We start from the raw sequence: 16,813 nt of genomic DNA on the forward strand, positions 1-16,813 counted from the left end.
GGCGCACAGTGGATGACATCACCTGGGCAGAGCCCTTCTGCGGTGAGGGAACCAGTTGTTTCCGTCTCGGCACCGACCCCGACGGCAACGCCTACATCGCCATAGCCGGCCAAGAGGACCACTACCTCACCGACTCCCGCGAAGCCCTCCGACCCATGATCCTCGACATCAAGGAAGGCAAGGCCGACCATCTCCTGCCGTGGTGACTGGACTGCTGCCGGCCCGGCCACGAGCCTTTGTCATCTACCGGCTGACGTCGACGACGCCGGGCGCTGACGGAGGGGGTGCCTCCTGGGGAACCAGGAGGCCTGCGTCACCGGTGGGTGCGGCTTTCGGTTCGCGCAGGGCGGTGGTCCGTGCGTAGCCGTAGATCACTGAGGCCATGGCCAGCAGGAGGAGTGGTCCGGACAGCCACGGATGCCGGGCCATCTCCATCGGCAGATAGCGATACGACGCCAGGAGCGCGACGAAGACCGTTGCGCCGTAGGCGACCAGCTGAAGCCCTGATCGGTCCCAACCGCGGTCGAGTGAGCGTAGGCCTGCCTCGATCGTGAGCACGAAGACCACGCCGGCGACGAGATCCACGCCGTAGTGGTAGCCGAATCCGAGTGTTGCGCAGAGCGTGGCTATCAGCCAGAACGTGCCCGCGTGGCGCAGGATGCGTGGGCCCTTGCGGGTGTGGATGAAGATCGCGGTGGCCCACGCCGTGTGCAGGCTGGGCATGCAGTTGCGTGGGGTGACCTCGTCGAACGGAAAGGGGTGCGGGGTACTGATCGGCAGCGGTGTTGTCGGCCAGAGGTTGGCCACCGCCCACTGCTGGGTGGGCCACGTGTCCGCCCACAGGCTGACCGCCGCCCAGTGCTCGGTGCCGGTGCCGAAGGCGAAGATCGGTCCGACCACCGGGTAGATCATGTAGACGGCCGGCCCGAGGAGGCCGATCGTCAGGAAGCTGCGCACCAGGTGATGGCGGGGAAAGCGGCGCTCGACCGCCACATTGCGCAGTTGGTACAGGGCGACGACGACCGCGGCCACCGGAAGCTGGCCGTAGACGAAGTCGAGGACATTGAAGCCGATCGGGCCGGTGGCCGTGACGATCCGGCCCACCAGCCACGAAGGGCTGCCCAGCGCGTGATCGGCCGTTGCCACGTACTGGTCGAGCACATCCGGGCGGGTTTTCGAGGTGATGAGCAGCCAGGTGTCGCCGGTCTTACGGCCGGTGATCAGCAGCAGGCCCAGCCCGACGCCCTTCAGCAGCAGGGCGCGCTCCCTGCCGGTGCGGCGCGTGACGGCGATGACCGCACAGCCCAGCATCACCCACAAAGCGCCGTTGCCGAAGGGGTGGCCTTCGCTGATCTCGGCGTCGGCCGCCCAGCGGACCAGCAAGAAGATGACGTCGATGCCCACTGCGGCAGCAACTGCGATGAACCGTTGCCGCCAGGTGAGCACCACCATCATCAACGCCATACTGGCGTACAGCAGACCACCCGATTTGGGCGGGAATATCACCTCTCGCGCCTGGTTGGTGATCGGCCCCGGCACGCCGTAGCGACGCGCGGCCATCTCCAGCGCGATGAGGAAAGCGACGGTCACCGCACCGGCGGCGGCCCACAGCAGCGCCCGGGGTTGGCGCCATGCGGAGGAGTCGCTTCTGCCTCTTACTCTTCTTCGCGAGAACACCCGCGACGCTCTAGGTATCACTCGTTGGAGACGGTGACCCGTCCGTCGGGGTTCATCAGCTCATCCATCGTTATCTGATCATTACCGGGCTCTGCGGCCGGCCCGGCGGTGGCGAGGGGGAATCCTGGTCTCATGGCTACCAGCCCATAGGGCGGTAGTAGCCGATCACCGCCGGTAGCTGGGCGAACCACTCCTGGATCTTCGTCCGGGGCTTCGCCTCGACCACGCACTCGTAGACCTGGCCGTCGAGGTGGACTACGGCCATCATGAGGTGCTTGCCCGAGGGGCTTGCCTTGTAGTGGACGCTGCGGATTTCCGGCCAGGGGAATTCAGCGGTCACGTCGTTGATCTCGAAGGTCACGCCCTCGGCGTCGACGACGATCGAGCTGTGGCGGTCCACTGCCATGAACTCCGGTCCTGACGCCACCACTGGTTGGGGCGGAGGCGCCGGAGCGTAGTGGGGCGGGGGTGGGCCGAATCCGGCCGGAGGAGTCGTCGGCGGGGGCGGTGACGGCTGGCCGTATGCGGGCTGAGGGCCGTAGGGCGGCGGCTGCATGGTCATCGTCGGTGTCCCCCGGAAGGTGGTGTGCTCCCAGAGGATAACCGCCTGCCGCACCTGGGCGAATGGCTCACCCAGGTGCAGCGGTGGACCGGTGGCCGGACCCTCAGCCCAGCTTGAGCCACTTCGGGCTGAGGGCGATCTCCCGCAGCTGCTCGATTGTCAGGGCAGGCTCGGTGCGGGTCGGAGCGTCGTTCTGAGTCCCGGAGTTGAAGGCACTGATGACGACGCGGAAGCCGTCGGGCCGCATGGTGTCGACGGTCCACATCACGCCACCCGCGACACCCTTGTCGCCCGGTTCCTGCCGTACGGCGACCTTGGTGCCGTCCGCCAGGGTCTCGGCGTCGGCGTACAGCTGGTCGGCGACGTCGCGCATGTCGGGCTGCACATTGAGCTGGACCAGGCTCCGGCCCTGGCCGTCGTCGACGACGACGTACGCGAACTCGGTCTCCTGACCGCCCTCGGAGACGACCTTGTCCTCCTTCGGCAGCAGCTGGGTGAGGGTCTTGCGGATGGTCGTGCCGTCGACGGCGGGGGGCGGGCCGGCCTCCGAGGAAGGCTTGACCTCGCCCCCGGGGTCCTTGGGGTGCTTGGGGTTCTCGGGAATGGCGTCCACGACCACACGCCACACCGGCGCCGTGGCGACCTTCTCCAACTGCTCCGTCGACAGGGGCGGCTCCGGCCGGCTGATGGGCGCGTCCTTCTCCGCCGCCGCGTTCCACTCGTTGACGCTGATGTGCTGCCCCTTGGGCGTGACCAGCTCCGCCTGCCAGCGCTTGGTGTCCACGCGCCGGTCCGGATACTCGTACCCCTGGAAGATCATGAGCAGCGAGCCGTCCGCCAGTCGGCTGGTGCGGCACGCGTCGTGCGGGATCATGGCCTTGTCCGGGCACGTGGTCCACTGGCGGGCCGACTCGCTGCCCGGCTCGACCCGGTCCACGCTGACGGTGACGGCCCCCTGGCCCTGCCCGTCGTCGAACACGACCCGCGCGTACGGCGGCGGCCCGGCGTCGCGCGTGCCCTGCCCGGCCGTCTCGCTGACCTTCCCCTCGGGGAGCAGCGAGATCAGCGTGGAGATCATCTCCTGCTCGGTCACGGGGTCAGGCGCGGCCGCGTTGGCGGACGCCGCGCCCATCCGCCCGACGGACTGCGATCCGCCGGTTGCGGGTGCCCCGTTTCCGTCCCCGGGGAGGACCAGCGTGGCGCCGACACCCACCAGCGCGAGGCTCGCCGCGCCGCCGAACACCGCGGCCCGGCGGCGCAGCCGCATCCGGCGCCCACGCGCCTGACCGGCGGCGACCAGGGCGGGGCGGTCGGCGTCGAAGGTGTCACCGGTCTGGCGCAGGGCGGCGCCGAGACGGACCTCGAAGGGGTCGTGCGGGTCGTGCGTGGGGTCCTGCGAGGGTTCCACGGGCATGGCGAACCACCGTTTCTGTCATTCGTGGGGTGAGAAGAGGACGGAGGGGGCTCAGGCCGCGGCGTACTCGGCCATGTCCTCGCCGAGCAGCTCCCGCAGCCGCGCGAGAGCACGCACGCACCGGGTGCGTACGGCGGCGGAGCTGACGTGCAGGACGTCGGCGGTCTCCTGGATGCTGCGGTCCTCCCAGTACCGCAGCACCACCACCGCCCGGTCCTTGACGGGCAGCCGGGCCAGCGCCTCCAGCAAGGTCAGCCGCAGGGACGCGTCACCACGTGCCGGGTCGGCCCGCTCGGGCAGCACGTCGGTCGTCCGCTCGGTGCTGCTGCGGCGCCGCTTCTGGGCGAGGAAGGTCCGCGTGAGCACGGTCTGGGCGTACGCGGCGGGGTTGCCGGCCCGGCTGACCCGGTGCCAGCTGACGTACAGCCGGCCCAGGGTCTCCTGGACCAGGTCCTCGGCGAGGTGGGTGTCTCCGGCGGTGAGCAGACACGCGGACCGGTACAGGTGACCGGTGCGCGCTGCCGCGAACTCGGCGTACTCGTCCGCCCGGCCCTGTCTCATCTACGCTCCCCGCCCCTGCCGATGACTCGTCTCACCGGCGCCTCGTCGTGGCTGTCACCTCATTGATGCGGTGGGGGTCGGGAAATGTTTCAGGTCGCTCCTGCACGCGTGCCTCGCGGCGAGGCTGGACACGTGCAGGCTCCTGTGCGTAAGTCCGAGGGGGTCGGTGGTGAGGTAGCGGGCAGTTTCGGGGTCTGCGACGAGGGCGTCGCGGGTGGCGTGATGTGGACCGTCGACACCATGCGGTTCGACGGCTTCCGCGTCGTATCAGCGCCTTCAACTCCGGGACCCAGAACGACGCCCCGACCCGCACCGAGCCGGCCCTGACGATCGAGCAGCTGCGGGAGATCGCCTCAGTACCGTTTCTACGAGTGCGTAGCCGAGGCGAAGCCCCGGACGAAGATCCAGGAGTGGTTCGCCCAGCTGCCGGCGGTGCTCGGGTACTACCGCGCCATGGGCTGATGGCCCAGCCGCCGGCTCACGTTCCGAACTCGGCGTCCAGGCGTTCGGCCCAGTCTCCGTGCTCCAGCCCGGAACCCATCAGAATGTCCCGCCAATCCTCACGGGCATCCTGAACCGAGAGCAGAAGTCTGTCCACTTGTCCCTGACTGTGAATGAGCGTGGCGGCCAGGATCCGTTCTCTTCCGCCCCCTTCTCCCAGGTCATCCAGGAGCTCCAGGAGAATTTCCTCGACAGCTTGCCGATCTTCCGGCCGGTACTCCTCGGAGATTCGCCGCCTGATGCGCGGTGTCAGTCCCATCGATGCCCCCGAAACCCGTTCCTTAGAAGAACTCCGACCACGGCTGATCCCAGACCTGCTTCACGCACAGCACCAGGAACAACAACCCCGCCAGCGCCAGCATCCCATTGCTGAGCCAGCCGTTGCGCCACTCCCGCGGCGTCCGCGGGGAGTTGAGGAGCCAGAGGAGGGTGCCGGCGAGGAAGGGGAGGAAGGCTGCGCCGAGGACGCCGTAGATGATGATCAGGCGGAAGGGCTGGCCCTGGAACAACAAGATGATCGGGGGGAAGGTCAGCCAGAGGAGGTACGCGCGGAAGGGCCAGGAGCGTTCGCGGGTACCCGCCGCGATCTCGTCGGCCTTCGCCTCGTCGGACCGCCGGTACCGCGCCACGAAGTCGGCGAACATCAGGCTCACGCCGTGCCAGACGCCGATCAGGGAGGTGAAGGACGTGGCGAAGAAGCCGATCAGGAAGAACTTCGCCGTCGCCGTGCCGTACTCCGCCTCCAGGATGTCGGTCAGCTGGATGAGGCCCTTGTCGCCGCTGGCGATCGCCACGTTCGCGGAATGGAGCAACTCCGCGCCCACGAACAGCATCGCCACCACGAACACGCCCGTCGTCACGTACGCGACCCGGTTGTCCAGGCGCATCACCTTCATCCAGCCCGTGTCCGTCCAGCCCTTGGCGTTGACCCAGTAGCCGTAGGCCGCCAGCGTGATCGTGCCGCCCACGCCGCCGATCAGGCCCAGGGTGTTGAGGATCGAGTCCTTTTCGTCCGGCAGGACCGGGAGCAGACCGGCGACCGCGTCGCCCAGGTTCGGGGTGACCCTGATCGCCAGGTAGACCGTGACCACGAACATGACGCCCACCAGGACCGTCATGACCTTCTCGAACACCGCGTACTTGTTGAACCAGACGAAGACCAGGCCGACCAGGCCGCAGGCCACCGCCCACCACTTCAGGTCCATGACGTCCGGGAACAGGGCTTGCAGCGGCAGTGCGCTTGATGACATCGCCGCCGCGCCGTAGACGAAACCCCAGATCACCAGGTAGATGGCGAAGAAGTACGTCGTCCAGCGGCCCAGGCTCGCCCAGCCGTCGAACAGGGTGCGGCCGGTCGACAGGTGCCAGCGGCCCGCTGCCTCCGCCAACGAGATCTTCACCAGGCAGCCGACGATCGCCGCCCAGAGGAGCGTGTAGCCGAAGCTGCTGCCCGCGATCAGGGTGGCCACCAGGTCGCCTGCGCCCACGCCCGTCGCGGCGACGACGATTCCGGGGCCGATGTACTTCCAACTCGACTTGCGCGGTGTGGAGTCCGGGCCGCCGACCTGTGATGCCGTTGTGTTTCCCGTGGTGTCCGCCATGCTGGTCAAGAAAGCCGATCACCGGCCTCGCGGCAAGAGGGCGTGCGGGATCTTCACACCTCGCGCGGGCGTACGGGCCCCGGCGGCTGGGCGCGCCGCCGGGGCCCGGGCCGCTGCCGTGCTACGGCTGTCGCCGACCGCAGCCGTCGCACGCGCACGTGCCGAGCTCGAACCACACGGTCTTGCCCGGCCCGTCCTGGTGGCAGCCCCAGCGCCGGGCGAGCGCGTCCACCAGGTACATTCCCCGGCCGCTCTCCGAGGTGCCCGCCTGGAGCACCTGCGGGACCCGGCGGCCGGCGTCCGCGACCTCGCAGCGCAGCACGCCGTGGGCGGCGGACAGGGTCAGCCGGAAGCGGCTCGCGGAGTGCAGCAGGGCGTTGGTGGCCAGTTCGCTGACCAGGAGTTCGGCGGTGTCCACCAGGTCCTCCAGGTCGTCGCGCTCCGCCAGCCCCCATCCCTCCAGCTGCCTGCGGACCTCCGCGCGGGCCTCGCCGACCGCGGAGGGACGGGGGTCGTACTCGGTGCTCGCGTGTCCCGCGCCCATCGGGGGCTGTGGATACGCGCCGTACTGGGGGTGGGGGTCCGGGAGGAGGCCCCCGGAGAGTCGCAACATGGGTTCAGAGTGTCCCGGGGGCCAACCCGGCACACGGGGAGGACTACCCGTTTCCATACCTGCGTGGCGGCACGTCACCGGTGTGGGCTACGCGTACTGGAGGCGGACGGAGGCCCCGTCCGCGTCGTCGCGGACGTCGACGTACGCGCACACCTGGCGGGCGAACCACAGGCCCTGTCCGGGCTGCAACTCCGCGGCGGGCGGGGGGACGAAGCCCGCCAGCGGGTCGTCCAGGCGGCGTTCGGTGCGTAGTTCGCAGACGCAGGACGGTGCCTCGCCCCACAGCAGTACGCCGGTGACCGGGTCCACGGCGGCCTCCGCCACCGCCGTGGCGAACAGGTCCGCCTCCGCGGCGGGCAGTCCCCGGGTGAGCGCCCAGGTGCGGACCGCCTCGGGCTCCGGCGCGGGCAGGCGGTGTGCGTCGCGCGGGGGCGGGGGCAGTGGTACGGCGTCCAGTTCGGCGGCGACCAGCAGCGGGTCGGCGTACACCTCGGTGTCGGGGTGGGCGCGGCGGGCGGCGGCGATGACGGCGGGGCCCGCGGTGCGGGTGTCGTAGACGCACAGGGCAGTGGTGGCGTACGGCGCGAAGAGGACGTTGGCGAGGGCCTCGTAGCGGATCCATTCGGCGGACTCGCGGGCGGAGCGGCCGGCGCGGCCGGACCAGTCGGGTTCCATGAGGAGGTGGATACGGCCGCCCGGGCCCGCGTGCGCGGCCAGGTAGCCGGCGGCCTGGGCGATGGCGTTGGCGGCGGAGCCGGTGTACCAGTCGGTGTGCGGGACGGTGATGACGCGCTTGGCGTCCTCGTCGGTGAGGGCGTCGCGCAGCAGGTCGAGCTTGGCGGGGGCGGCGATGGCGACCGGCGGGGGCTCGTCGGGGGCGGTGAGGCCTTCGGCGAGGAAGGGCAGGGCGGTGGCCAGGAACTCCTCGTCGGAGCCGTGGACGGCCATGCGGTGGTCGAAGGGGCCGGGCCGGGTCGGCGGGGTGGGCGGGGTGGCTGGTCGGGTGGTGGTCATGGCTCTCCTGGTAGGTGGTGGGTTCGGACACAGCTGCTCCTTCGGACACGGCTCCTCCGACGAGGCAGCTGTGCCGACAGGGCGACTGCCGGAAGCGTTCAGCGCTGGGCCGTCACCCAGGCGGCGATCTGGCTGCGGTTGCTGAAGCCGAGCTTGCTGAGGATGCGTTCGACATGGCCTTCGGCGGTGCGGCGGGCGATCACCAGGCGGTCGGCGATCTGCTGGTTGGCGAGTCCTTCGGCGACGAGTTCGGCGACCTCGGTCTCGCGCCGGGTGAGGCGGACGCCCTGCGGGGGGCGTTCCGGCTCGGGCGGTTCGGGGGGCCGGTGTTCCTCCAGGGCGTAGCCGACCAGCTCGGTGAGGCCGAAGGCGGCGCCCTGGGCGTAGGCGCGCTCGTACTCCTGGGCGCCGACGGCCTCGCGGGCCCGGGTCTCGGTGCCGCGGCGGGCGGCGTCGAGGGCGGCGGAGCCCCAGCGGTCGCGGTCGACGTCGGCCCACACCCGGTCGGCGCCGCCGAGCAGGACGGCCGCGCGTTCGGGGGCGCCGCCGTGGCCGGCGATCTGGGCGAGGAGGTCGAGGGTGAGGCCTATGCCGAGAATGTCGTGGACGGCGAGTTTGCGGCGCAGCGCCTCGCGGGCGTGGCGTTCGGCGCGCGGCCAGTCCCGCTTCACGGTGTGGGCGAGGGCCAGCATGCGCAGCACGTACGACAGCACCCATTCCTCGCCGTGCGCCTCGCACAGCCGCCGGGTCTCCTCGCAGACCGCGATGGCCTGGTCGGCCTCGCCGAGGAAGCCGAGGGCGCAGGCGAGTTCGACCCGGTCGAGGCCGAACATGCTGAGGTGCTGGCCGGGGACGGGACCGCGGGCGACGCTGGCCCGGAAGTGGTCGAGGGCGGCGCGCAGGTCGTCGCTGAACAGGCGGATGACGCCGATGACGTATTCGGCGTGCGCGGCCTCCGCCTCGTCGCCGAGCCGCCGGGCGAGGGCGGCGGCCTCCTCGGCGCGTCGGCGGCCCCGGGTGAGGTCTTCGGGGCAGCCGGCGAGGAGGCCGGAGATCCACAGGGCGCGGGCGCGTTCGCGGGTGGGTTCGGGGTGGGCGTCGAGGGCGCGGTCGAGCCAGTAGCGGCCTTCGCGGGGGGCGCCGCAGGCGTGCCAGTAGAACCAGAGGGTGCCGGCCAGGCGGAGACCGGCCAGGGCTTCGCCGGGTGCGGTGAGGCTGTAGTCGAGGGCGGCGCGCAGGTTGTCCTGGTCGGCGCGGAGCCGGGCGACGGTCTCCCGCTGGCCGGGCCCGAACCAGGCGCGTTCGCAGGCGGCGGCCCGCTCCTGCATCCAGTCGCGCTGGCGGCGCCGGGCGGCGCTCTCCTCGCCGGGAAGTTCGCGGAGTTTCTCCAGGCCGTAGTGGCGCAGGGTGTCGAGCAGGCGGTAGCGGACGCCGTCGGGGCCGGGTTCACGGCAGAGCACGCTCTTGTCGACGAGTCCGGCGACGGCTTCGAGGACGTCGTACGTCCGCACCCGCTCGCCGTCGGCGCACACCGCCTCCGCGGTCTCCAGGTCGAAGCTCCCGGCCAGCACGGAGGCGCGGGCCCACACCAACTGCTCGGCCTCGGTGCAGAGTTCGTGGCTCCAGTCGACCGCGGCGCGCAGGGTCTGGTGCCGGGGCAGGACGGCGGGGCTGCCGGCGCAGAGCAGGCGGTAGCGGTCGTCGAGGCGGGCCAGGAGCTGTTCGACGCTGAGGACGCGCATCCGGACGGCGGCGAGTTCGATGGCCAGCGGCAGTCCGTCGAGGCGGTGGCACAGGCGGGCGACGGCGGCCCGGTTGGCGGAGGTGAGGCGGAAGCCGGGGACGACGGCGGCGGCGCGGTCGGCGAAGAGGGCGAGGGCGGGGCTCGCGTCGGCGGCGGAGAGGTCGCCGTCGGGGTCGGGGACGGGCAGCGGCCGTACGTCCATGAGGTGTTCCTCGGTGAGGCCGAGGCGGTGCCGGCTGGTGGCGAGGACGCGGACGCCGGTGGTGCCGCGCAGCAGGGCCGCGGCCAGCTCGGCGCAGGCGGGGAGCAGGTGTTCGCAGTTGTCGACGACGAGCAGCAGCCGCCGGTCGCGTACCTGTTCGACCAGGGCGTCGAGCGGGGGCTGGGCTGAGTGGTCGTGCAGGCCGAGCGCGTCCGCGGCGGCGACCGGGACGAGGGCCGGGTCGTGCAGCCCGGAGAGGTGGACGAAGCGCACGCCGTCGGGGAAGGCGCGGGCGACGCGGGCCGCGATCCGTGCGGCCAGGCGCGTCTTGCCGACGCCGCCCGGTCCGGTCAGGGTGACCAGCCGGGCGCGGGCCAGCAGTTCGCGGCCCTCGGCCTGTTCGTCCCGCCGGTCGACGAAGCTGGTCGTCTCGACCGGCAGGTGACAGTCCCGTCGTGGCGCTGATCCGCCCATGATCAGCCAGTCCTCTGGGGTGTTGAGCGGGGAGTCGGCGGTCCCGTGGCTCCCGGTGCGCGGACCCTCACTCTTCCCCGGATTCCACATATATGCACGCATCGCTCACACCCGCGGGTGCACTTTGCCGGGGCGGCCGTCGGAGATGGCCGCCGCGCGTACACTGCGCGGCCGTTTCACGCTGCACCGCGGCCGTTTAACGGTGCACCGCGCGGCCGTTTTCCGCCTGGTTCAGGCCATCCACCCTTGGCGCGCTATTGACCTGCTCATGCCATTGCCTCAACCATGAGCGCCACACCCGCACCAGAACGTCGTACGTCGCACGGAAGAACCACCCCCACAGCTCCACTCCCCACGTCCGGAGACCCCGGAATCCCTGGAGAACCAAGGAGACTTCATGCGACTTCGCATACGCGGCCACGGCGCCCGCAGCGGCAGACGCACCGCCGCGCTCGCCTGCCTGCTCACCCTCGCCCTCGCGGCACCCCTCTCGGCGACGGCCACCGACGCCACCGCCGACAGCGCCGCGAAACCGGCCGCCTCGGCGGACGACATCCGCCAGTACGAGGTCCATATGCACTCGACGGCGAAGGACCGCACCGCACTCCAGCGGGCCGGCGTCTCCGTGGACGAGGTCCACGGGCACGGCGTGGTCGTCTCCGGCCGCGCGGACCAGGTGAAGAAGCTGCGCCAACTCGGCTACGACGTCACCGCGCTGAACGCGGTGCCGGACCGGTCGGCGGAGTCGGACGAGATCCGGCTCTACGACTTCCCGTCGGCCGACTCGCGCTACCACAACTACGCGGAGATGACGAGTCAGATCAACTCGATCGTCGCGGCCAACCCGTCCATCGCCAGTCAGCGCACCATCGGCACCTCGTACCAGGGCCGGAACATCGTCGCCATCAAGATCAGCGACAACGTGGCCACCGACGAGTCCGAGCCGGAGGTGCTGTTCACCCACCACCAGCACGCCCGCGAGCACCTGACCGTCGAGATGGCGCTCTACCTGCTGCGCGAGCTGACCTCCGACTACGGCACCGACTCCCGGGTCACCAACATGGTGAACAACCGCGAGATATGGATCATCCCGGACCTCAACCCGGACGGCGGCGAGTACGACATCGCGAGCGGCTCCTACCGCTCCTGGCGCAAGAACCGGCAGCCCAACTCCGGCTCGTCGTACGTCGGCACGGACCTCAACCGCAACTGGAACTACCGCTGGGGCTGCTGCGGCGGCTCCTCCGGGTCGCCGTCCTCCGAGACCTACCGGGGTACGGCGCCGGAGTCGGCGAAGGAGGTCAAGGTCGTCTCCGACTTCGTGCGCAGCCGGGTCGTCGGCGGGACGCAGCAGATCAAGGCGGGCATCGACTTCCACACGTACAGCGAGCTGGTGCTCTGGCCGTTCGGCTACACGTACTCCGACACGACCACGGGCATGACCGCCGACGACCGCAACGCGTTCGCCACGGTCGGGCAGAAGATGGCCGCCAGCAACGGGTACACCCCGGAGCAGTCCAGCGACCTGTACATCACCGACGGGTCGATCGACGACTACCTCTGGGGAGTGCACAAGATCTTCGGGTACACCTTCGAGATGTACCCGTCGTCCAGCGCGGGAGGCGGGTTCTACCCGCCCGACGAGGTGATCGAGCGGGAGACCTCACGGAACCGGGACGCGGTCCTGCAGCTGCTGGAGAACGCGGACTGCATGTACCGGTCGATCGGGAAGGAAGCCCAGTACTGCTAGGCGTCCGCGCCGACCTTGTCCTTGTCGTCGTCGTTCTCGTCCTGGTCATCGTCGAAGTAGGCGTCCAGCACCGCGTCCAGCTGTGACTCCCACTCCGCGAAGCGCGCCCTGGCCGGCGCCTCGATCTCGATCGGGTACCAGCGCCGGTCAGGGGTGTGCACCGTGACGGTGAACCGCTTGCCGAAGCGGGCCGTCTCGGTCTCCACCGCGCCGATCTCGTCCCAGCGGAACTCGCAGCTCTCCTCGTCGAGGGACAGGCGAACCCCCTTGGCGTCGGCGATGATCCGGGCGCGCCGGTCGGCGGCCTCGAAGACGGGGCCGTCGGCGGGGGAATCCTCCTCGGGGGCCGACTCCTCCGTCTCTTCCTCGGCTACGGCCGTCTCCTCGGCCCGCTCTTCGGCTACGGCCGTCTCCTCCGGCTCCGGTGTCGTCTCCTCCGGGTCGTCGGGGCGCGGGCCCGTGATGCCGGGGACGAACGCCGGATCGGCCGCGGCGCCTTGCAGGGGCTGAATGCTGGGTCCTATGCGCTGCTCCACGGCGGAAGTATGGACGACGTTCCTGTGTCGGGAACAGCCAGCCCTCGCCTCGCGCGCGGCGTGGCGAGGACCGCTGCTCCCCCGTGGGGCTCCCCTACTCCACTGCACACGGCCCGCCGGTCGCGGAAAGGTCGGTCTCGGGGCGATTCCCGTCCCCGGTCAGGGCCCTATACGAAGACGCTGAGCACCGCCGCCACCGCGAACCCGGCCAGCGACAGCACCGACTCCAGCACCGTCCACGTCTTCAGGGTCTCCCGCTCGCTGATCCCGAAGTACTTGGCGACGATCCAGAAGCCACCGTCGTTGACGTGCGAGGCGAAGATGGAGCCCGCGGAGATCGCCATGATGACCAGGGCGACGAAGGCCTGGGAGTGGTCGCCCTCGGCGAGCAGCGGGGCGACGATGCCGGCCGTGGTGACGATGGCGACGGTGGCCGAGCCCTGGGCGACCCTGAGGACCAGGGAGATCAGGTACGAGAGGACGATCACCGGCAGGCCGACGCCGTTGAAGGTGTCCGACAGGGCCTGGGCGACGCCGCTCGCCTTGAGGACGGCGCCGAAGACCCCGCCCGCGCCCACGACGAGCAGGATGTTGCCGACCGGCTTCAGGGACGAGGTGGAGACGGTTTCCAGTGACTTGCGGGACCAGCCGCGGCGGATGCCGAGGACGTAGTAGGCGAGCAGCAGGGCGAGGGTGAGGGCCACGAAGGGGTGGCCGAAGAACTCGATGACCGAGCGGAGGGATGGGGGTACCCCCTGCTCGGAGCTTGTCGGAGAGCTTGGGGGAGGGTCCAGGGCGATCGAGGAGAAGGTGGCCGCGAGGATCAGGATCAGCGGCGTACCGATGATGGCGAGGACCGTGCCGAGGGCGACCGGCTGTTCGCGCGGCGCGCGCTGCTCGTCCAGCACCGCGCGCTTGGCCTCCTCCGCCGCCTCGACCATGTCCTGCGGGACGGGCACGAAGATGCGGCGGCCGATCCACGCGGAGAACGCCCAGGCGGCCAGCACGGCCGGGATACCGCAGACGACGCCCATGAGGATGACCCAGCCGAGGTCCACGTGGAGCAGTCCGGCGGCGGCCACCGGGCCGGGGTGCGGGGGCAGGAAGGCGTGGGTCATCGACAGACCGGCGAGCAGCGGCAGGCAGTAGAGCAGGATCGACTTGCCACTGCGCTTGGCGGCGGCGTACACGATCGGCGCGAGCACGAAGATGCCGACGTCGAAGAAGACCGGGATGCCGAAGATCAGGCCGGTCAGGCCCATGGCGAGCGGGGCGCGCTTCTCGCCGAAGAGGCCGAGCAGCCGGGAGGCCAGCACCTCCGCGCCGCCGCTGACCTCGAGGATCGCGCCGAGCATGGTGCCCAGGCCGATGATGATCGCGACATGGCCGAGGATGCCGCCCATGCCGGACTCGATGGTGGAGACGGCGTCCGAGCGCTGGACGGTGCCGAAAAGTTCGGTGACGGAGAGGCCGGCCATCAGGCCGACGGCTATGGAGACGGCGAGCAGCGCGACGAACGGCTGGAGCCGCGTCTTGATGATGAGGAAGAGCAGCAGCGCGATGCCGAGGGCGGCGACGGTGAGCAGTCCGGCGGTGCCGTCGATCAGCAGCAGGAGGCCGCCGGTGTGGGGTGGGGACGAAGGGGACATCAGGGGGTCCTCTGGATAAGTACATACTGCTTTCGGGCAGGGGGGATCGCGGCATGGCGTCCGGGAGTGCGCGGACACCATGCCGGTCACGGCGTGCGGGAGGTGTGGAGAGGTCAGCCGAGGACGGCGAGGGCGTCGATCTCGATGAGGAGGCCGGCGGGCAGGCCGACGTAGACCGTCGTACGGGCGGCCGGGGGCTGGGTGAGGCCCTGCTCCTCGAAGTAGGAGTTGTAAATCTCGTTCATCTCGGCGAAGTGGTCGACGTCCGTCAGGTAGACGCGGATCATCATCACGTCGTCCCAGCTCGCGCCGCCCTCCTCCAGGACCGACTTGACGTTGGCGAGGGTCTGGAGGGTCTGCTCGCGCAGGGTGGGGCCGGCGGGCGTCGGGGGCTTGCCCTCCTCGGCCGGGAGGAAGCCGACCTGGCCGGCGACCTGGAGGATGTTGCCCTTCTTCACGCCGTGCGAGAACTTCGCGGGCGGGGTGGTGTGGGTCTTGGGGGTGAGTGCGATCTTGTCCGTCATGCGGGGTCCCTTACTGGCGTTCTTCCGGAGTACTCGCCGCTGATGTCCTCCGCCGTACGGCGCACCAGCGGGAGCAGGGTGAGGAGTTCGTCGGCGGTGACGACGACGTTGGGCGCGGAGACCGACATCGCGGCGACGACCCGGCCGTCGGCGCCGCGGATGGGTGCAGCGACGCAGTTGATGGACTCCTCGTGGCCGCCGAGGTCGGTGGCCCAGCCCTGTTCGCGCACCTTGGCGAGTTCCTTGAGGAAGGCCTCGGCGTTCGGTGTCGAACGGGCCGTGTACAGCGGGTAGTCGAGCTTGTCCGCCACGGCCCGGCGCTCATGTTCGGCTAGGTCGGCGAGGAGCAGCTTGGCGACGGCGGCGACGGTGATGGCGACCGGCTTGCCGATCCGCGAGTACATGCGGACCGGGTAGCGGCTCTCCACCTTGTCGATGTAGAGGACCTCGTTCTCCTCGTACACCGCGAGGTGGACGGTGTGCCCGCACTGTTCGTTGAGGCGGACGAGGTGGGGGTGGGCGATCTCCCGGATGTCCAGGTTCTCCATGGCCTCCTGGGCGAGGGCGAAGAGCCGGGCGCCGAGGCGGTAACGCTGGTCGGACTGGCGGTAGACGAAGCCGTGTTCGTGGAGGGTGCGCAGCAGCCGCAGGGCGGTGGACTTGTGCACGCCGAGGCGGTCGGCGACCTGCCCGAGGTCGGCGGGGCCCTCGGCGAGCAGCGGCAGGATGCTCAGCGCGCGGTCGACGGTCTGGCTCATGGCGTACGTACCTCCTCCTCGGCCCCTTCCGTGGCGGCTGTCCAGCCGGGACCCAGTCGAAGTCTCCCCCACGCGGCGTCGTCGAGGGCGGCCAGCCGGTCGGCGTGGCCGCGGGCGGGGGGTGCGGCGAGGTCGCCGGGGGCGGTGAGGGCGGCGGCGGCCCAGAGGTGGCCGTGGCGGAGGCGGTCCCGCATGGGCAGCTCGCGGAGGGTCGCGGAGAGGAACCCGGCGGCGAAGGCGTCTCCGGCGCCGGTGCTTGCCATGGCGTCGACGGTCAGGGCCTGGACGAAGGTGCTCGGCGCGGGGGCCGGCCGGGGGTGGGTGTCGCTCGCCGGCGCTGGCGGGATGCCGCTGCGCCCACCCGTGCCGCCCCAAGCGGCACGACTGCCCGCAGCTACGCGGGTTTGGAACAGCGTCGCCCCCCGCGCGCTCTCCTTCACCACCAGCACGTCGGGCTCCGGCAGGAGCGCCCGTACGGCCTCCGGCCCGGCCGTCATCCCCCAGGCTTCCTCAGCCTCGTCGGCGCCGACGAACACGATGTCGGCGGCGCGGGCCAGCTCCAGCAGCACCCCGGCGCCCTCGCCGTCCCGCCACAACCCCGGCCGGTAGTTGACGTCGAAGGACACCAGCGGCCGCTCCTCCCCCGGCTCGGTCAGTTCGCGCATCAGGTCCAGACAGTCCCCCGACAGCGCCGCCGTGATGCCCGACAGGTGCAGGATCCCGCCCGCGCGGGCCGCCGCCAGGTCGACATTGGTCACGGACATCGCGGACGCCGCCGATCCGGCCCGGTAATACGCCACCTCGTGATCGTCCGTCGCCCGGTCGCCGGCGGTACGGAAGTACACGCCGGTCGGGCGCGCGGGATCACGCCGTACGGACGCCACATCGACGCCGTACCCCCCGATCGCCTCTACCAGGTGATCGCCGAACCCGTCCGTACCGACCCGGCTCACCCACCGCACGGAGTGCCCCGCGGCGGCCAGCATGCAGGCCACGTTGGACTCCGCGCCGCCGATCGCCCGCTCGAAGGAGGGGACGTCGGCGAGGCGGCCGGGGCGGGTGGGCAGGAAGGTGACCATGGACTCGCCGAGCGCGACGACGTCCACGACGCCGGGGGCGTTGCACAGTCCGGTGGCGGTCACGATCGTCGTAGCTCCTCGGCGTCGTCCAGGGTGTCGGCGGCTCCGTTGACCCCGCGTTGGCCGAGATGTTAGACAGCGGTAAGCGATATAC

16 protein-coding genes are annotated in these 16,813 nt (G+C 70.8%); 2 read left to right on the forward strand and 14 right to left on the reverse strand.

Going from position 1 to position 16,813, the window contains the following annotated elements; all coding sequences use genetic code 11:
* Window positions 1-8: 8 nt before the first annotated feature.
* A complete protein-coding gene (locus tag ACZ42A_RS07830; protein WP_468526297.1) occupies window positions 9-206 on the forward strand; it encodes a hypothetical protein in 198 nt (65 codons plus the stop codon).
* A gap of 37 nt (window positions 207-243) precedes the next feature.
* On the opposite strand, the gene ACZ42A_RS07835 is transcribed toward ACZ42A_RS07830, so the two are convergent.
* From ACZ42A_RS07835 to ACZ42A_RS07875, 9 genes are all read right to left on the reverse strand, one after another.
* Complete coding sequence (locus tag ACZ42A_RS07835) at window positions 244-1,560, reverse strand: phosphatase PAP2 family protein (protein WP_468526759.1); 1,317 nt, start codon at window positions 1,558-1,560, stop codon at window positions 244-246.
* A gap of 253 nt (window positions 1,561-1,813) precedes the next feature.
* Entirely contained in the window at window positions 1,814-2,083 is a 270-nt protein-coding gene (locus ACZ42A_RS07840) for a hypothetical protein (RefSeq protein WP_468526298.1), read from the reverse strand.
* A 259-nt stretch (window positions 2,084-2,342) separates the two neighbouring features.
* Window positions 2,343-3,653: a hypothetical protein gene (locus ACZ42A_RS07845; RefSeq protein WP_468526299.1), complete on the reverse strand. Its 1,311-nt coding sequence runs from the start codon at window positions 3,651-3,653 to the stop codon at window positions 2,343-2,345.
* A 51-nt stretch (window positions 3,654-3,704) separates the two neighbouring features.
* A complete protein-coding gene (locus ACZ42A_RS07850) occupies window positions 3,705-4,214 on the reverse strand; it encodes a SigE family RNA polymerase sigma factor (protein WP_468526300.1) in 510 nt (169 codons plus the stop codon).
* 478 nt (window positions 4,215-4,692) lie between these two features.
* Window positions 4,693-4,974 (reverse strand): hypothetical protein, encoded by a 282-nt coding sequence (locus ACZ42A_RS07855; protein WP_468526301.1) that lies wholly within the window; start codon window positions 4,972-4,974, stop codon window positions 4,693-4,695.
* 22 nt (window positions 4,975-4,996) lie between these two features.
* Window positions 4,997-6,316 (reverse strand): Nramp family divalent metal transporter, encoded by a 1,320-nt coding sequence (locus ACZ42A_RS07860; protein WP_468526302.1) that lies wholly within the window; start codon window positions 6,314-6,316, stop codon window positions 4,997-4,999.
* Window positions 6,317-6,437: 121 nt separating this feature from the next.
* Window positions 6,438-6,929 (reverse strand): ATP-binding protein, encoded by a 492-nt coding sequence (locus tag ACZ42A_RS07865; protein WP_468526303.1) that lies wholly within the window; start codon window positions 6,927-6,929, stop codon window positions 6,438-6,440.
* Window positions 6,930-7,016: 87 nt separating this feature from the next.
* Window positions 7,017-7,943, reverse strand: coding sequence for an anti-sigma factor RsbA family regulatory protein (locus tag ACZ42A_RS07870; RefSeq protein WP_468526304.1), 927 nt, complete (start codon window positions 7,941-7,943; stop codon window positions 7,017-7,019).
* Between the two features lie 98 nt (window positions 7,944-8,041).
* Window positions 8,042-10,363 carry an ATP-binding protein gene (locus tag ACZ42A_RS07875; RefSeq protein WP_468526305.1) on the reverse strand — a complete coding sequence of 774 codons (2,322 nt, stop codon included), beginning with the start codon at window positions 10,361-10,363 and terminating at the stop codon, window positions 8,042-8,044.
* A gap of 397 nt (window positions 10,364-10,760) precedes the next feature.
* Here ACZ42A_RS07875 and ACZ42A_RS07880 point away from each other — a divergent pair, with 397 nt between their 5' ends.
* Window positions 10,761-12,113 carry a M14 family metallopeptidase gene (locus tag ACZ42A_RS07880; protein WP_468526306.1) on the forward strand — a complete coding sequence of 451 codons (1,353 nt, stop codon included), beginning with the start codon at window positions 10,761-10,763 and terminating at the stop codon, window positions 12,111-12,113.
* On the opposite strand, the gene ACZ42A_RS07885 is transcribed toward ACZ42A_RS07880, so the two are convergent.
* The 5 genes from ACZ42A_RS07885 to ACZ42A_RS07905 all read right to left on the reverse strand — a co-directional run bounded on the left by ACZ42A_RS07885 (window position 12,110) and on the right by ACZ42A_RS07905 (window position 16,722).
* Window positions 12,110-12,649: a hypothetical protein gene (locus tag ACZ42A_RS07885; RefSeq protein ID WP_468526307.1), complete on the reverse strand. Its 540-nt coding sequence runs from the start codon at window positions 12,647-12,649 to the stop codon at window positions 12,110-12,112. The two genes, ACZ42A_RS07880 and ACZ42A_RS07885, sit on opposite strands and share 4 nt — an antisense overlap.
* A 167-nt stretch (window positions 12,650-12,816) precedes the next feature.
* Window positions 12,817-14,298, reverse strand: coding sequence for a GntP family permease (locus tag ACZ42A_RS07890; RefSeq protein ID WP_468526308.1), 1,482 nt, complete (start codon window positions 14,296-14,298; stop codon window positions 12,817-12,819).
* A 113-nt stretch (window positions 14,299-14,411) separates the two neighbouring features.
* Complete coding sequence (locus tag ACZ42A_RS07895; RefSeq protein WP_468526309.1) at window positions 14,412-14,822, reverse strand: RidA family protein; 411 nt, start codon at window positions 14,820-14,822, stop codon at window positions 14,412-14,414.
* Window positions 14,819-15,580, reverse strand: a complete 762-nt coding sequence (locus tag ACZ42A_RS07900; RefSeq protein ID WP_468526310.1) for an IclR family transcriptional regulator — start codon at window positions 15,578-15,580, stop codon at window positions 14,819-14,821. Before ACZ42A_RS07900 ends, ACZ42A_RS07895 begins: the two co-directional genes overlap by 4 nt.
* A complete protein-coding gene (locus ACZ42A_RS07905; protein WP_468526311.1) occupies window positions 15,577-16,722 on the reverse strand; it encodes a sugar kinase in 1,146 nt (381 codons plus the stop codon). The genes ACZ42A_RS07900 and ACZ42A_RS07905 overlap by 4 nt, the downstream gene beginning before the upstream one ends.
* Window positions 16,723-16,813: the final 91 nt, after the last annotated feature.

It is taken from the genome of Streptomyces sp. NPDC030838, from assembly GCF_055572035.1.

Excerpts from the sequence above, each read along its gene's own strand:
- ACZ42A_RS07835 (WP_468526759.1), bottom strand. The coding sequence starts at position 1,560 with ATGGCCGCGCGTCGCTACGGCGTGCCGGGGCCGATCACCAACCAGGCG.
- ACZ42A_RS07840 (WP_468526298.1), bottom strand. The coding sequence starts at position 2,083 with ATGGCAGTGGACCGCCACAGCTCGATCGTCGTCGACGCCGAGGGCGTG.
- ACZ42A_RS07845 (WP_468526299.1), bottom strand. The coding sequence starts at position 3,653 with ATGCCCGTGGAACCCTCGCAGGACCCCACGCACGACCCGCACGACCCC.
- ACZ42A_RS07850 (WP_468526300.1), bottom strand. The coding sequence starts at position 4,214 with ATGAGACAGGGCCGGGCGGACGAGTACGCCGAGTTCGCGGCAGCGCGC.
- ACZ42A_RS07855 (WP_468526301.1), bottom strand. The coding sequence starts at position 4,974 with ATGGGACTGACACCGCGCATCAGGCGGCGAATCTCCGAGGAGTACCGG.
- ACZ42A_RS07860 (WP_468526302.1), bottom strand. The coding sequence starts at position 6,316 with ATGGCGGACACCACGGGAAACACAACGGCATCACAGGTCGGCGGCCCG.
- ACZ42A_RS07865 (WP_468526303.1), bottom strand. The coding sequence starts at position 6,929 with ATGTTGCGACTCTCCGGGGGCCTCCTCCCGGACCCCCACCCCCAGTAC.
- ACZ42A_RS07870 (WP_468526304.1), bottom strand. The coding sequence starts at position 7,943 with ATGACCACCACCCGACCAGCCACCCCGCCCACCCCGCCGACCCGGCCC.
- ACZ42A_RS07875 (WP_468526305.1), bottom strand. The coding sequence starts at position 10,363 with ATGGGCGGATCAGCGCCACGACGGGACTGTCACCTGCCGGTCGAGACG.
- ACZ42A_RS07880 (WP_468526306.1), top strand. The coding sequence starts at position 10,761 with ATGCGACTTCGCATACGCGGCCACGGCGCCCGCAGCGGCAGACGCACC.
- ACZ42A_RS07890 (WP_468526308.1), bottom strand. The coding sequence starts at position 14,298 with ATGTCCCCTTCGTCCCCACCCCACACCGGCGGCCTCCTGCTGCTGATC.
- ACZ42A_RS07895 (WP_468526309.1), bottom strand. The coding sequence starts at position 14,822 with ATGACGGACAAGATCGCACTCACCCCCAAGACCCACACCACCCCGCCC.
- ACZ42A_RS07900 (WP_468526310.1), bottom strand. The coding sequence starts at position 15,580 with ATGAGCCAGACCGTCGACCGCGCGCTGAGCATCCTGCCGCTGCTCGCC.